At 42.0% G+C, this 15,869-nt stretch carries 15 protein-coding genes; 6 read left to right on the forward strand and 9 right to left on the reverse strand.

The window, feature by feature from the left end; translation table 11 throughout:
- Positions 1-102: 102 nt before the first annotated feature.
- From ACLOAU_RS03495 to ACLOAU_RS03505, 3 genes are all read left to right on the forward strand, one after another.
- The gene (locus ACLOAU_RS03495; protein WP_427860440.1) at positions 103-978 is read left to right on the forward strand and encodes a penicillin-binding transpeptidase domain-containing protein; all 876 of its coding nucleotides are present in this window, start codon (positions 103-105) and stop codon (positions 976-978) included.
- Positions 979-1,053: 75 nt separating this feature from the next.
- Positions 1,054-2,061, forward strand: coding sequence for a VWA domain-containing protein (locus ACLOAU_RS03500; protein WP_427860441.1), 1,008 nt, complete (start codon positions 1,054-1,056; stop codon positions 2,059-2,061).
- Between the two features lie 33 nt (positions 2,062-2,094).
- Positions 2,095-2,691, forward strand: coding sequence for a tetratricopeptide repeat protein (locus ACLOAU_RS03505; RefSeq protein ID WP_427860442.1), 597 nt, complete (start codon positions 2,095-2,097; stop codon positions 2,689-2,691).
- 50 nt (positions 2,692-2,741) lie between these two features.
- On the opposite strand, the gene ACLOAU_RS03510 is transcribed toward ACLOAU_RS03505, so the two are convergent.
- The 6 genes from ACLOAU_RS03510 to ACLOAU_RS03535 form a co-directional block, all read right to left on the reverse strand.
- Positions 2,742-3,173 carry a nuclear transport factor 2 family protein gene (locus ACLOAU_RS03510; RefSeq protein ID WP_427860443.1) on the reverse strand — a complete coding sequence of 144 codons (432 nt, stop codon included), beginning with the start codon at positions 3,171-3,173 and terminating at the stop codon, positions 2,742-2,744.
- Between the two features lie 33 nt (positions 3,174-3,206).
- The gene (locus ACLOAU_RS03515; RefSeq protein WP_427860444.1) at positions 3,207-3,866 is read right to left on the reverse strand and encodes a phosphatidylserine decarboxylase family protein; all 660 of its coding nucleotides are present in this window, start codon (positions 3,864-3,866) and stop codon (positions 3,207-3,209) included.
- A gap of 123 nt (positions 3,867-3,989) precedes the next feature.
- Positions 3,990-4,820 carry an energy transducer TonB gene (locus ACLOAU_RS03520; RefSeq protein WP_427860445.1) on the reverse strand — a complete coding sequence of 277 codons (831 nt, stop codon included), beginning with the start codon at positions 4,818-4,820 and terminating at the stop codon, positions 3,990-3,992.
- Positions 4,821-4,939: 119 nt separating this feature from the next.
- Positions 4,940-5,524: an ExbD/TolR family protein gene (locus ACLOAU_RS03525; protein ID WP_427860446.1), complete on the reverse strand. Its 585-nt coding sequence runs from the start codon at positions 5,522-5,524 to the stop codon at positions 4,940-4,942.
- A gap of 151 nt (positions 5,525-5,675) precedes the next feature.
- On the reverse strand, positions 5,676-7,610 hold the full coding sequence (locus ACLOAU_RS03530; RefSeq protein ID WP_427860447.1) for a M1 family metallopeptidase: 1,935 nt from the start codon (positions 7,608-7,610) through the stop codon (positions 5,676-5,678).
- Positions 7,611-7,722: 112 nt separating this feature from the next.
- On the reverse strand, positions 7,723-8,226 hold the full coding sequence (locus ACLOAU_RS03535; RefSeq protein ID WP_427860448.1) for a DUF6702 family protein: 504 nt from the start codon (positions 8,224-8,226) through the stop codon (positions 7,723-7,725).
- Positions 8,227-8,298: 72 nt separating this feature from the next.
- Between ACLOAU_RS03535 and ACLOAU_RS03540 the strand changes: the two genes are divergently transcribed.
- Entirely contained in the window at positions 8,299-8,874 is a 576-nt protein-coding gene (locus ACLOAU_RS03540; protein ID WP_427860449.1) for a HupE/UreJ family protein, read from the forward strand.
- Positions 8,875-8,966: 92 nt separating this feature from the next.
- Positions 8,967-11,336 (forward strand): M1 family metallopeptidase, encoded by a 2,370-nt coding sequence (locus tag ACLOAU_RS03545; protein WP_427860450.1) that lies wholly within the window; start codon positions 8,967-8,969, stop codon positions 11,334-11,336.
- Between the two features lie 257 nt (positions 11,337-11,593).
- Here the strand turns inward: ACLOAU_RS03545 and ACLOAU_RS03550 are convergent, their stop codons facing one another.
- The 3 genes from ACLOAU_RS03550 to ACLOAU_RS03560 are packed head-to-tail and all read right to left on the reverse strand — an operon-like array spanning position 11,594 to position 14,985.
- Positions 11,594-12,301 carry a hypothetical protein gene (locus ACLOAU_RS03550; protein WP_427860452.1) on the reverse strand — a complete coding sequence of 236 codons (708 nt, stop codon included), beginning with the start codon at positions 12,299-12,301 and terminating at the stop codon, positions 11,594-11,596.
- Positions 12,302-12,326: 25 nt separating this feature from the next.
- Positions 12,327-13,475 (reverse strand): DUF559 domain-containing protein, encoded by a 1,149-nt coding sequence (locus ACLOAU_RS03555; protein ID WP_427860453.1) that lies wholly within the window; start codon positions 13,473-13,475, stop codon positions 12,327-12,329.
- 34 nt (positions 13,476-13,509) lie between these two features.
- Positions 13,510-14,985: a RapZ C-terminal domain-containing protein gene (locus tag ACLOAU_RS03560; RefSeq protein ID WP_427860454.1), complete on the reverse strand. Its 1,476-nt coding sequence runs from the start codon at positions 14,983-14,985 to the stop codon at positions 13,510-13,512.
- A 148-nt stretch (positions 14,986-15,133) separates the two neighbouring features.
- Between ACLOAU_RS03560 and ACLOAU_RS03565 the strand changes: the two genes are divergently transcribed.
- Complete coding sequence (locus tag ACLOAU_RS03565) at positions 15,134-15,646, forward strand: gamma carbonic anhydrase family protein (RefSeq protein WP_427860455.1); 513 nt, start codon at positions 15,134-15,136, stop codon at positions 15,644-15,646.
- The last annotated feature ends 223 nt before the right edge of the window (positions 15,647-15,869 follow it).

The raw sequence follows: 15,869 nt of genomic DNA on the forward strand, positions 1-15,869 counted from the left end.
TCATTTATACATAGTAATATAACAATACTTATGCCATCTGCCAATTAAAAAAATACTAAAATCATAAGCCAAACCGTTGCTAAACCTATTTTTGCAGCAATTATGAATAATTACAACGGTCGGGATAAAACAGGTAGTCTAAAGAGAAATCACTTCTCATTCTTATTCATAGGGTTAGCGCTGGTAATGATGCAGGCTTCATGCACCCAGAATAATGTGAAGGAAGACAATACCCCTAAGAAGTATTTTGATGCGCATCAGCTCAACGGCTGTTTTGCCCTATATAATAATGGTACGGGGCTATTTACGGTTTACAACCTGAAACGCTACCGGGACAGTACTTATTTACCCGCTTCTACTTTTAAGATCATCAATTCTTTAATAGGCCTGCAAACAGGTAAGATCTCGAGCGATAGCATGGTGATTCCGTGGGACGGCATTACACGCAATATACCTGATTGGAACAAAGATTTGAATATGTACCAGGCGTTTAGAGTTTCGGCAGTGCCTTATTACCAGGAGGTAGCCCGCCGGATTGGAAAGGACACCATGCAATTCTGGCTGGATTCTTTGAAATATGGTGCCGGTAAGGACAAGAAAACTTACAAAATTTCAAAAATAGATAGCTTCTGGCTTGATAATACCGTTAAGATAACGCCCGATCAAAATTTGGGAATCGTAAAAAAACTATATTTTGATGAGCTGCCCTTTTTTAAGGTATACCAGCAAAAAGTAAAGCATGCCATGTTATTTGAAGACAACTCTAATTACAGACTGGGGTATAAAACCGGTTGGGGCACAACTGACAAAGGACATGCCTTAGGCTGGATTGTAGGCTGGATTGAGGAGAATAAACATCCCTACTTCTTTGTATTAAACGTAGAATCTGCTGACCCTAACTATGATATGAAGGATGTGCGGCTTAAAATTCTTAAGGATATTTTAAAAGAATACGGCTTTTTTCAAGGTGCGATGTAAAAGCCTGTTTCTTAATTTTGTAGAACCCTGTGTTATTGGCAGGAAAGTTGAATCATTGGGATAAACTCAAATATATTGGGCTTTCAATTTCAATATACCATTTTTGTTTGGCTGTTTGCAGTGTTGCTCATTTTTGCGCTTCTTTTCTGGGGTGTAAAAAAGTGGAAGAAACGCATCATAAAAAATATAGGCAATCCATCGCTGGTGAAGTCGTTAATACACCGGTACAGCCCGAAACGTTTTACATTAAAATTCTTGTTGGTTTGCATGGCTTTTGCCATGGGTGTGCTGGCGGTAATGAACCTGCGCAAACCAGGGGGTAACGATGGCGTTACCCGAAAAGGCATTGATGTGGTTTTTGCCCTGGATGTAAGCCGTAGCATGCTTGCTGAAGACATTGAGCCCAACAGGCTCGAACGTGCCAAGCAATTTATCAGCAAAATGATGGATGCGATGCCTGACAGCCGGGTAGGCCTGATTTTATTTGCAGGAAAGGCTTATGTACAAATGCCACTTAGTGCAGATCATGGAGCTGCTCAAATGTTTGTAAACGAAGCCTCGCCTGATGCGGTACCCATGAAAGGCACTGTAATCAGCGATGCTTTGCAGGAAAGCCTGAAAGCCTTTGGCGACAGAGATGCTAAATACCGGGCTGTTGTTTTAATTTCTGATGGGGAAGATCACGATGAAAAAGCCATTGATCTGTCAAAAGAGCTATCCAAACGCGGCTTAATGGTTAATACAGTAGGTATTGGTTCCCCTACGGGTAGTTTTATTCCTGACGACTCTACCAAAGGTCATAAAATTGATGAAGAAACGGGCGTTGAAATTGTATCTAAGCTCAATGAACAGGAGTTAAAACAGATTGCGGCAAATACCAGTGGCGTGTATGTTCATTTGGAAAATAGCGATGCTGCTGTTAAGCAGATTTCGGCGAACCTTGCACAGATAGACAAAAAAGTAACCGGCGACACCAGTCTTATGAGCTTCTCCTATTATTTCTGGGTATTTGTAGCTGTGATGATTGTATTGTTGATTGGGGAACAATTATTGCCGGAAGGAAGAAAGCCTGCGGCCAGGTAAGTGCTGCAGCCCGGTGCATTAATAGAAATAAACATGCGAAGAGCTATTTTATCTATATCATTTTTTATTGTTGTTTTGTCGTGCAAAGCTCAAAACCAGCAAAGCTTTATTAAGAAGGGGAACGATTTCTTTAAAAAAGGGCAGCTTGCAGAAGCTGTAGCCAGTTACAACAAAGTAACCGAAGAGCCGTACAAATACACTGCACTTTTAAATAAAGGCACTGCGTTGTATAAACAGAAAAAGATGGATGAGGCATTAAAAGCTTACAACCAGGTTAGTGTATCGCCCAACGCCACCAATTTATTAAAGTCGGGCGCACACTATAATGCCGGAGTAGTTTACAGTAATCAAAATAAGGTGGAAGAAAGTATTGAAGCCTATAAAAAAGCGCTTCGTTTAAACAGCCAGGACAACAATGCCAGGGAAAATTTACAAAAAGCTTTATCAGAATTGAAGAAAAGCGGTGGTGGCGGCGGTAGCGACCCAAAGCCCCAGCAGTCCCCATCCAAACTTAACAAAAGCCAGGCGCAGCAACAATTAGACAGGCTGGAACAAAAAGAAAAAAATACACAGAATAAGGTCTCCAATAAAAAAACACAATTTGGAGGCAGTGTGGGAAAGGACTGGTAACAAAAAAGAGTGCTTGCAGGCACTCTTTTTACTTCATATAAAATAATCTCTTATTGTACGGGAGGTTTAACCGCCTGCCGGGCCAGTAATACCCATTTAGTTCCCTGCTTTTGCCAAACGGTCATTACTTTTAAAGTAACATGCCCAGGTTTGTTGTTATCATTAGTATCTGCATCAAAGATATGTCTTACAATTGCTGTTGTTCCGGCAATATCTATTGTTTGATCTGTAATATTGATCTTTACAAAATCTGATGCGCCGGTTTTAAAGGTTTGAAGGAACTGCTCTTTAGTTTCTATTTTTCCGCTGGAGTGCCCATAAGTTAATTTGGGCACGGTGAGATTGCTAAGAGTTTTAAGATCGCTATCTTCTAATGCTTTAACAAACTGGGTTACGGTTTTCTGAACCTGTTCCTCGTAGCTGCGCTGTGCCTGGGCAGTTATACAAAAAGCCAATGCGGCTACTAAAAAGATATGCTTCATTTTGTTCATTTTAATGATTCAATCAGTGCCCTGTTACCAACGGGCAACTTCCGTGATACCACCTACGGCAATATCGCCAATCTTTACTTTTATATCTGCATCAAGGGGGAGCAATAAATCTACCCGGGAACCAAATTTAATGAATCCCATTTCTCCCGCCTGTTCTACCTTGTTCCCCACCGACAGATAGTTTACAATACGTTTGGCTAATGCACCCGCTATTTGCTTAGTTAATACTTCTTTTCCGTTTGCAGCCCTAAACACATTAGAATGTCGCTCATTCTCTGTAGAAGATTTGGGATGCCAGGCCACCAGGTACTTTCCTTTATGATACTGATTATATACCACTTCACCACTTACGGGATTACGGTTTACGTGTACATTTAAAGGGCTCATGAATATAGACACCTGTATCCTTCTATCTTTAAAATACTCATCAGCTTCTACTTCTTCAATTACTACTACCTTGCCATCGCAGGGCGCCAAAACAGTGTCTGTACCTAAAGTATAGTTTCTGTTGGGTATCCTGAAAAAAGATACCACCAATACCAGCAGTACAAAAGTCACCAATAACAATAAGTAGAAAATAGCCGGGTAAGCAAGAAAAAGATATTTGTAACTAATAAAATTGATTAATAGAAATAAAATAACTGCAATGGCAATAGAGCCTTTTCCCTCACGATGAAGCGTCATGTACGATTGTTTTTTGTGCTGCGAAATTACAGCTTATTGCCTAAAAAGATGGCTACAGGCGCACAAATTAAAGTATTGCACACCCGCAGCCTTTAGAAAGAAGAAGAAAAAGTTGTAATTTTTTTATTGCTCTAGTACCTGGAAAGTGATGGGTTGTTTGCGATAAGCTTTTACCTCCTGCCTGTTTTGAAAGGCGGGTTTCCATTTACCTGATTTTTTAATTACCCTTATTGCTTCCTGCTCCATGCCAAAGCCGATGCTTGTAAGAGGCTTAATATCGCTTAGCGAGCCATCAATATCTACCACGAACTGGATAATGACGGTATAGATACCCGGAGCGGCACCATTATCTACCGGCACTTCACCCACAAGATTTCGCTCCAAAAAGCTTTTCCAATTACCCATATAAGAAGCCTGAATTTCTACCTTGGTAAACGGAAGATTAGTTTCCTCCATTTTTGCGGTATTTATAACTAGCCCTTTGTCGTCCCCTTCAGACGGCGGAGTTACAATAATTCCCAAATCCTTCACTCCTTCCTGGGATATATTACTAATACGTGTATCCGCCAGGGATTCCTGTGTTGGCGGAGGTTCCACAATATCTTTATCTGTAATAACCGGTGTAGTAAAAGCAATCGTCTGTATTTTAGGCACTTCTACTTTAGGTGCAGGTGGCGGCGGTGGTGGTTCCGGAATATCCTCTTCGATTGGCTCAATTGCTGATATCGTAAGTTCGGAACTTATTTTTACCATACCCTCATCTACAGTTTTGGCAAATGTATTGGTCAGCCATGCTCCTCCCCCAATGGCAATACAAATACCGGCCGTTACTAAGAGTGCCTTTGTCATGCGCTGGTGATAATTTCTGCGAAGCTCATAGGCTCCGTAATTTTTGTTTCTTCCATCAAAAACGATGTCGAGCATATCTGCCCGTAAAATAGCTGCTGTTTCCATAATTGTTTATTTAAAATTGTGATTTGAAAATGTTTTGAAACGTGTCCATGCGCCGTTATTTGCATACCTCTCCCATTACCCGACCGGGTTTACTTTTTTAAGAAAGTTTAGCGCCTGAATTACTTTGTAGATTGAAGTAGCGTAAGATCTCTTACGTCAGGTTCTGTTAAAACATAGCGGGCAATTTTGTTAATCGTCATCTCATCCAGCATGGCAACAATTGCACTGTAGCTGGCGTCTTTGGTAGGTTTGATCATAACGGTCAGCGCTTTTTGCCGGCAGTCGTCGATAGGAGTTTGGTTAGCAACGGCCTTTTCTTCGCAAGCCTTATCCGGCTTATAGTTTTTGATCACTTCCTGCTTTTTACGGATCAGCTCTTTGCGTATTCCCGAAAGCGAGCTTTTTTTTATCTCTACGTTACTGTTGTCTGGCTGGCCTTCGTAATAATAAATACCAGCATCCTTATCCAGGAGTATAGTAAATGCACCCGACTCAGCAGTTGTTGTTTCAGGACCATCTTCAGGCATAAACAGGTCCATGGCTTTGGGCTCATTCATCGATGAGGTGAAGATGAAAAAGGTAATGAGCAAAAATCCCAGGTCCACCATAGGTGTCATGTCTATTCTTAATGATAGTCTTTTTTGTTTCCTGGCAAAGCCACGCTGTACACGGCTTTGGCTTTGGTTTGTTTCTATGTTTGCCATAGTTGTGCTTTTGTTAATAAGATACAGATCGTAATTTTTTCCATAAACATTTTTAGTTCAATGATGTTAGCCGGCAAATAAAAAACCTCGCAGGCTTTGCCTGCGAGGTACACTATCATTGCTAGAATCAGCTCCTTTATATACTAAAGAACTACTTTTTCAACCAGGTATTATTAACGCGGTTCCAATCGGGAAGCTGGTTATCCGGGTCTATTTTCACTTCCTTCAATTCACTGGTAGTAGGTACAGTAAATGTGTACGAACTTCCGCGCTGCCAGATCTCAACCGGTAGTTTTATTGTTTGTTGCTTGCCATTTGTTTCTGTAACCAGTATTTTAACCGGCATAGGCATTTGCTCCAGGTTTTCGATGGTAATGGCAGCGCCATTAGCCGGTAAATTATCCCGGTAGGTTACACCCTTAACGGCCTGGTCAATCTTCCAGGTATTGAATACCCAACCTCTCCAAAACCAGGAAAGATCTTCACCTGCCACATTTTCCATAGTATGAAAAAAGTCCCAGGGAGACGGATGTTTAAACGCCCAGCGATTGATATATTCTTTAAAAGCTATATCAAACCGCTCTGCACCTAAAACATTGTCCCGTAGTGCATGCAGCATTTGCGAAGGTTTGTAGTAAGCCGTTACACCCAGGCTTCTCTGTTGCACCGCATCGGGTATGGTATATAATCCATCTACGTTTTCGCTAAACGAGCCCCTGCCTTCATCACCGTTCGATGGCGTATGAAACTCTCCTTTATTAAAAGCCTCTGTAGAGAAATCATTAATAAAAGTATTGAATCCCTCATCCATCCAGGCGTATTTTCTTTCATTGCTGCCTACAATCATAGGAAACCAGCTATGACCGAATTCGTGATCTGTTACACCCCAAAGCCCGGCACCTTTTGCCCGGTATCCACAAAATACAATGCCCGGATACTCCATGCCACCCACAATGCCCGCCACGTTGGTTGCGGCCGGATAGGGAAACTCAAACCACTTATGAGAGTAATGTTCTATAGAGGCTTTGGTAAATTCGGTACTGCGCTGCCACCCGTTGGTACCGATCGACTCTACGGGATAAGCGCTTAATGCTACACATTTTTTGCCGCTGGGTAAATTTATTTTGGCTCCGTCAAAAACAAAAGCTTTGGAAGCCGCCCAGGCTGCATCTCTTGTATTCTGAATTTTAAATTTCCAGGTATTCGTTTTCTTAGCCGTTTTGATACCCGCATTCACTTCATCAGCACTCCGTATCGTTACAGTTTTTTCACTGGTTTTGGCGTTCGCATACCGGGTAGCTTCAGCAGGAGAAAGACATTCGGCCGGATTTAATAATTCGCCAGATCCAACAATAATCATGTCGGTAGGAGCAGTTACTGCAAAGTCGATATCCCCATACTCCAGGTAAAACTCACCCTGCCCTACATAAGGTAGTACATTCCATCCCTGAAGGTCATCGTATACACACATACGTGGAAACCATTGCGCTATTTCATATACCCAGCCGTTTTTTGTTTGCAGGCGCCCCATGCGATCCGTTCCATATATGGGAACTTCAAAAGACCAGTCTATAACCAGCTTAACCTTGCCCGCATTTTTTAGCGATTCCTGTAGCCATACCTGCATACGGGTATCTGTAATCGTAAACTTCGGGGTGTATTTCTTCCCGTTTACCTCAATGGCAACTGACTTAATCACCTGGCCCTGTGTAAACCCGGTATTAGCCCATCTCCCGCCGGAAGCAGTGGTAGTTGCCGACCCACGGGAATCTTTACGGTAAATATTCTGGTCTAATTGTAACCATAAAAATTTAAGGTTATCCGGACTGTTGTTTGTATACACCAACTCCTGCGATCCTGTAACAGTATGGTTCGCGGTGTCAATAGAGCAATTGATTTTATAATCTGCCCTGTTCTGCCAGTACTTCACACCCGGCTCGCCGGATGCGCTACGGTATTCATTTCCAGGATAAGGGTAAAACTGTGGGTTAAATGCTTCTTTAGCATTGTATACCGATGTTGTTTGAGAGAAAGCCGGGGTAACCAGCAAAGCCAACACAAAAGAATAAAGGAATTTATGTCTCATGCAAAAATTTTAAACGCTGAATTTAATACAATTTTTGCGTGCAGATCGTTAACAGAAGTAAAATGTGATAAACGGTAGTTTAGATTATCAAGATCAGCGATTAGCCAACTGCCTAAAACGCCAGGGACAGTTTGGTTTCAGGATAAACCAGCTTGGTGCTTTTACGATTTCCTTTATAAATAAAATGCACAATATTCACCTGGTCGTCAAACAGATCATACAGTACTTTGTTCTCTACCATAATGCTTTTTATATTAAACGCCGGGGCTTCAGCAATGGCATATACATACACTGCCTCATGGTCGATTTCCCAGTCATAGAGTTGGAGAGGCAATATCTTATCACCCGTCTTTAATGTAAGGTGCGTAGTAATATACTTATTTACCAACACCGTCATCTGTGTTTTCAGTTTAGGATTGGAAAGATCCGTCTTTTGTTTGTATACCTTCGCCAATACAGTCTCGAAATCGTCAGTAAAAATTTTTGTGCTGATCTCCACCCTTTTGCTTTTTACATCGTACTCCATTTCAGTAGCACTTACATGATAGGGATGTACATTTGCATTGAACAAAAAAAAGCCCAACAACCATTTATTGAGTAATAATACCACCGACATATTTTGCGAAAATAGTATTAAGACAAAACTTTAGCTTTAGAAGTTGTACAGGCACATGAGAAAGGACGGTTTATGAACGATTTTAGTTTTTATTTTATTGAGGGATGGAAGCATATCATTAGTACTGATGCGCTGGACCATCAACTATTTATTCTTGCATTAGCTGTTGTGTATACCTTCAGCGACTGGAAGAAAGTGTTGATCCTGGTAACCGCATTTACGATAGGTCATTCATTAACTTTGGCGCTAAGCGTGTTAGATCTGATCAGGGTTTCATCGCCCTGGGTAGAGTTTTTAATTCCTGTAACCATTGTATTAACCGCTGCATGGAACATTTTCAATGGCAAACCGGTTAAAAATGTGAATACCAATTATTTTCTGGCCCTGGGTTTTGGTTTGATACACGGGCTGGGATTTGCCAATTCCATACGTATGATGTTGGCCAGCGACCAGTCTTTGGGCATGGGTCTGTTTGGTTTTAATGTTGGACTGGAAGCGGGCCAGGTGGTGGTAGTGCTCATCATCCTTTTATTGGGCAAAGTTTTACTGGAGCTGGTAAAAGTTCCTCAAAGAATTTATATATTCGTAGTATCACTGGCTGTTTTATTATTTGCAGCCAAAATGGCTATAGAAAGAGTTCCTTTTTGATTTTGTATCAAAATATATCGTGCAACTATTTTCTGCACCTCATATTAACTTGTGACGCATAAGTTGGTTTAAAAGATCTGTAATAAAAAAGTATGTCAAAGCTATCATGTATCATCGCTGGTCTCGCGTTTTGTATAACCGCAGCTGCGCAGGATATTCAAAACAATCCAACCAGTAATCACGGCAATAAATTTGAGCAGTTGGGCACCATTTTACCCACTCCCAACGAATACCGAACGGCAAGCGGCGCCCCAGGTCCAAAATACTGGCAGCAACGTTGCGACTATACCATAAAATGCGAGCTGGATGAGGCTAATAATATCCTGACAGGTAGTGAAACCCTGAATTATTTCAATAACTCTCCTGATCAGCTCACTTATATCTGGTTCCAGTTAGACGAGAATGAGCATAGCAATATCAACAATGCCAATTATCAAACATCCTCTCGTATGCCGCAGGTGATGACTGATAAGATGCTGGCAACACAGGAGGAAGATGCAGCAAAAACAGATAATGGCTACGGCGTAAAAATAAAAAAGCTCACCGACCTGAATGGCGCGGCACTAAAATATACCATTAATAAAACCATGATGCGGGTAGACCTGCCTACTCCTCTAAAGCCAGGTCAAAAATATATCATCAAAATTGACTGGTCTTACAAAATTAGTGACCGGATGAAATACGGCGGTCGAGGTGGCTATGAGCATTTTGCAGAAGATGGTAATAACCTGTATACCATGGCGCAATGGTTTCCCAGGGTTTGTGTGTACAGCGACTTCCAGGGCTGGCAAAATCATCAATTTACGGGACGTGGAGAATTTGCCCTGACTTTTGGAAATTATGATGTGCAAATTACAGTTCCTGCCGATCATATAGTAGGCGCTACCGGTGAGTGCCAGAACTATGCACAGGTGCTGACTGCCGCGCAGCTGGGGCGTTATAACCAGGCCCGCAATGCAAAAGAACCTGTAGAAATTGTGACCCTTGCCGAAGCCACTGCAGCAGAAAAAAGCAAGAGTGCTCAAAAAAAGACCTGGTCTTTCAAGGCCGATAATGTGAGAGATTTTGCCTGGACCGCATCCAGGAAATTTGTATGGGACGCCATGCCGCAACTGATCAACGGAAAAAAAATAATGTGCATGAGCTTCTACGGCAAGGAGGCTTATCCGCTTTATAGAAAATTCTCCACCCGTGCTGTAGCACACACCATCAAAACATATTCTGATTTCACCTTCCCTTATCCTTACCCGGTAGCACAAAGTGTAGAGGCTGCAAACGGTATGGAATATCCAATGATCTGCTTTAACTACGGGCGTACAGAAAAAGACGGCACCTACAGCGAGAGTGTGAAAAATGGCATGTTGGGCGTGGTCATACACGAGGTAGGTCATAACTTTTTCCCGATGATCGTTAACAGTGATGAGCGCCAGTGGACATGGATGGATGAAGGACTGAATAGCTTTGTTGAATACCTTACGGAAGAACTATGGGACAATAAATTTCCTACCAAGAAAGGCTGGGCCGGAGCCATTGTGGACTATATGAAGCTGCCTAAGGATCAGCTGGAGCCAGTTATGAGTAATTCAGAAAATATTATAGGTTTTGGTCCTAATGCTTATACCAAACCGGCTACAGCCTTAAACATTCTTCGTGAAACCGTGATGGGACGCGAACTGTTTGATTTTGCTTTTAAAGAATACGCGCGCCGCTGGGCATTTAAGCATCCTACTCCTGCCGATTTGTTCCGAACGATGGAAGACGCGAGTGGCGAGGACCTCGACTGGTTCTGGCGTGGGTGGTTTTATGGTATTCAGCCCGTAGACATTTCACTGGATACGGTAAAATATGCGAAAGCAGATTTAAACAGCGAATTGCCAAGGGCGAGATCAGACCAACGCAAAGTAGCAGCACCCGATAAAAACCCTTATGATGACATTTCGAAGATCCGCAACCGGGAAGATAAAAATATTAAGTTCTATACTGATCTGAATCCGGAAGCAAGAGATTTTTACTGGCAATATGCAAGAGGACAGGTAAAAGTAGATACAGCACAAACCTTTACAGTAGAAATGCCGATGACAGTAACCGCATTAACGCCGCAAGCCAAAGAAAAATTTGCCAACAGTTATTTTTATGAATTGAGTTTCTCCAACAAGGGTGGGTTGGTTATGCCCATTATTATTGAATGGACTTATAAAGATGGCAGCAAAGAGATCGATCGTATTCCGGCCCAGATATGGCGCTACAATGAACAGAGCGTAAAAAAATTCTTTGTAAAGAATAAAGAAGTAGCATCAATACAGTTAGACCCACTCAAGGAAACCGCTGATATTGATGTAACCAATAATGTATGGGGTACCATGCCGGCCCCTACCAGGTTTAAAGCATTTTCGCAAAAGACAGATGGAGGTCCGCGCCGCGGCCAGAGTGTAGGCAAGAACCCGATGCAGGCAGCGATGTAGGTTTTTAGTTGACTGGTTGCCTATTGGCAGGGTTGATAATAAACAGGTATAAAAATTATTATTCCATATAGTTTACCTTCCCCTTCCTGCCAGTGGAGACATTAGCCAGGGCTATGCTGAGGTTTGTGTTTCACAAACCAGTCGGATGCATTTCAATAAATTCATGCCGGTTTGTTATGAAAAGTTTAAAGCCTGCCTGGCGGCAGGCAAGGTTGATAAGTTATTTGCTTATCAGCCTTTTTTATTATGACGCTGGCCTAAGCAATATCCAACGGTCTTTTATTGCTTTTGGCTATCTGTTGTAATTCATTCCATCTACGCAGCATCAGAACAGAAATCATAGCCACTAAAGAAAACAGAAGAAGTATAACTTTTTCCTTCTTTGCCGGAGAAGACACAACCGCAAATCCTAGCAACGTTGCGAATGCTATACTGGTGTAAAACCCCGGCTTACTAGAGAAGAAGCTGGGGGTTCTTTCGATGAATTTGTAGTGGCCCTGTTGATTAAAAGCAGCTATTTTTCCCAGTACTCCATCAATAATTTCAGTAGTTTGTAATTCAACACCCTTTACCCTCTTTTTGTGCACCAGCGTCAGTTTAGTCACGGATCCAGATGATCTGAAAATAAACCTGGTTTTTGTTAAAATCTGGCTGGAGTGATCGAAGCAAGAGAAGCTAATAAGATCTTTCAGATCGATTTTCTCTGTCCGTCGAACCTCGTTGTATTTATTCAGGCGTTCCAAATTGAACCCGGCATCTGTTTCAGTTACTCTAATAAAATAACCCAGACTGGTTGGGAAACATACAGCATAAATAAACATGAATACTATACCGGCGGCTGCAATGATGATGAGCGCGATTCTCAGCTGATCCATATCTTTCGCACACTTGGCGGCAACCAAACTTGCGATGGTTAGCGCGGCTACTCCTAAAATAAATTTATGTGTTGTAGAATAGGTGATCATAGCTATTCCACTAATATACGAAAAATCAGCCAAACATCGCTTCCGCAATGGCCACACTTTCCGGCTTACCTACATCTACCCAGCGATCGCCGCTATGTTCAAATCCGGCAATTTTATGTGTCTTTGCCAAATCCAGGTATAGATCAATTAAAGAGAACTTCCCGTTGAATTGAATGTGATCAAATACTTCATACTCAAATATCACTACACAGTCATAGGCTTTCGCCACCAAATTGTCTTTAGGCACCGATATACGTTCTTCTCCCGTTGCATTATTTCTCCAACCGCAAAGAACATTATGTTCATCAAAAAGCAGGTTACGTGATGTTTTTCGATTACTGACTGCAAATGAAATTAACGGCTTTTCCTGCTCGTGAAAACGCAAGAGTTCGTTAATATCAAGATCGGTTAAGATGTCCGCATTACAGGTAATAAAACGCTCACCGGGTTTGAAGAGCTTTTTAGCATGGAGTAATCCACCACCCGTTTCCAACACATAATCGCGTTCATCACTAATAATAATATTGGAACCCCACCCATTATTTACATGCACGGCCTCTTCTATCTGATCAGCAAAGTGATGCACGTTCACAACAACATCTTTAATACCATACTGCTGTAGATACTCAATATTGCGTTGCAGCAAGGGTTTGCCATTAACGGGTGCCAAAGCCTTGGGGTGGTTGTCCGTCCAGGGTTTAAAACGGGTGCCGAGGCCGGCGCAGAAGATCATTCCGCGCGCGCCCCCAGCCCCTGAAGGGGAGGGCTCAGCTGCAATTTCCGACTGTAATTGATTATTCGTACTTATACTCATTACAATAAAATCTTCGATTTTTTTAATTACGCTTTCTAAATGCTTTTCAACTTCGCTGTTTGTAAACCTCAATACCCGTAGACCGTCTGCCTCTAATAACTCTTGCCGAATGATATCATTGGCCCTCACATCTTCTTTCAAATGTATACTACCATCCACTTCTATAGCTAGTTTTAATGCATGGCAATAAAAATCAAGAATGTAGATTGAGTAGGGATGTTGCCTTCTAAACTTTATACCAAACGGTTTTGTTTTTTGAATACCCCACAAAATCTCTTCTGCATGAGTGCACTGATTGCGTAGCTCCCTTGCCCGCTGAAATAAAAACCTTCCGGCACCGGCATGCATTTTTCGTTTCATAGATTTAGTGTTTTAGCAGCGCGGATCTCCCCTCTTAGGGGTTGGGGGCTTGCGCTGGCTCATTTATCCAATTCTTCGCATCCTGCACATAATGGCATAGTTCAATTTTCACCTTGAACTTATTCTTCAAATGTCTTACCAACGCATCGGCTGCGTATACACTTCGATGCTGGCCACCGGTACATCCGAAACTCACGTAAAGGCTGTCAAATCCACGTTTAATATAATCTTCCACACTTATATCTACTACATCAAAAACGCTGTGTAAAAATTCGGGCATTTTTGTTTGCTGTTCCAGGTATTGAATTACTTCTTTATCGCGCCCTGTCTGGCATTTCATACTTTCTACGCGGCCCGGGTTTAAAATGCCCCGGCAGTCAAAAACAAAACCACCACCATTCTCTTCGTCATCTATGGGCAATCCTTTTTTAAAAGAGAAGCTGCATACTTTCACTACCAGGGGTGTATCATCAGTAGCCTGAACAGGTGTAAACTGTTGAATAATGCTTTCATCCACGCATAGCTGCAATACTTTTTCAAACTCAGGTAAAGCAATACCCATGGGGTGGGTTTGGAGGAAAGACTTTAAATTTCTAAGCGCTAACGGAATACTGGTGAGGAAGTGCGCTTTTCTTTCAAACAGCCCCCTGAATCCATAAGCGCCTAAAACCTGTAACAGTCTTATCAATACATAACCATTATATTGGCTTATAAAATTCAATGTATTCAGCGGCTTGTCGAGTAAAGGTTCCAATGCATTCATATAGTCCTGCAGCAGGTTGCGCTTCCAGTCATCGGGTAGAGCAGCACGTGCCTGCCAAAGCAGGGATGCCACATCGTACTGGGGAGCGCCCTTCATGCCTCCCTGGTAATCGATGAAATGAACTGAATTATCTTTCATTACCTGGATATTCCGGCTTTGAAAATCGCGGAACATAAAAAACTTATGGTCGGTATGCGTCAGGTAATTACTCAACGCCTCAAAGTCGTCGATCAGCTTTTGCTTGTCGTAAGGCTTGCGCAAGGCATCCAGAAAATAATATTTAAAATAAAGCAAATCAGCCATAATAGCCTGTTTGCCAAATTCGCTATTGGTCAAACATTTGCTATAATCCAGGTCTTTATCGCCTTCTACCTGCAAGCGGGCTAACTGTTGCAGGCTTTCTTTAAAAAGATCATAAATCGCCGGTGTGTAGCCTTCGCTTTCCAGGCGATTGATCAGGGAAACATCTCCAAAGTCCTCCTGTAAATAAAACTGGCGGTCTTCGCTTATGGCATAAATATTCGCGATCGGTAAGTTTTTCTGAGAAAAATTTTCTGAGAAATATAAAAAAGAATTGTTCTCCGGCACATTAGCGCCATAGGTCCCGATCACCGAACCACCCTCTTTGTCCCAGATACGAAAGTAGCGTCGCTCGCTACCTGCCTGTTGTAATACATCGATAGAAGCGGGTTCATTCCCGCTCCAGCTTTTATAAAGATCCTGTATGGCTTCAATTTTTTCCTGCATCGGGCAAATGTAAACAGGATTTACAGATTTCTTTACCCTTTTTTTGAAAGTACAGACCGGCTTATTATAAAGCCCGATCCTGCATTAATCCCTTCGAAACCTATATACACAAAGAGCGATTTTGCTATCTTAGCCCAAACAATACTATATGCCTGTAATATTACCCGTAGAAGGAAAAGAGCCTCAATTTGGAAATGACTGCTTTATTGCGCCCAATGCTACCATTGTGGGTGATGTGGTAATGGGCGACCAATGCAGTGTTTGGTTTAACGCGGTATTGAGGGGAGATGTAAACTATATAAAAATGGGCAATAAGGTAAATGTGCAGGATGGGGCCTGCATTCATTGCACCTACGAGGGGGCCAGCACCACCATTGGTAATAATGTTTCCATAGGGCATCATGCCATTGTGCACGGTTGCACTTTACACGATAATGTATTAATAGGTATGGGCGCCATTGTAATGGACAATGCGGTAGTGCATAGCAATACGATTATCGCCGCAGGCGCCGTAGTATTAGAAAACACCATCTGCGAAGCGGGCAGCATTTATGCCGGCGTTCCTGCCAAAAAAGTAAAGGACATTTCTGAAGAGCTGGTGAATGGACAGATCAACCGGATTGCTAATAATTATGTGAAGTATGCGGGATGGTTTAAATAACGCTAATAAAAGAAAACAAGTGCTGAAACTCCTTGTTTAAATAATTTACATTAGAATCCTTTTTCTTTGAAGATCTCATAATTTGCTTTTTAAAATTACTCCTACCTTCAGAATAGGTGCTGTGTCAGAAATATTCCACCGTTAGCATTTGTTAGCTTTTAGTATTACAAATCATTAGGTTTTCGTGTTACTCATAAGGTTCTATGTTATTACGTTCGTAAGA

This window comes from Paraniabella aurantiaca (assembly GCF_050309965.1).
Lineage (GTDB): Bacteria > Bacteroidota > Bacteroidia > Chitinophagales > Chitinophagaceae > Niabella.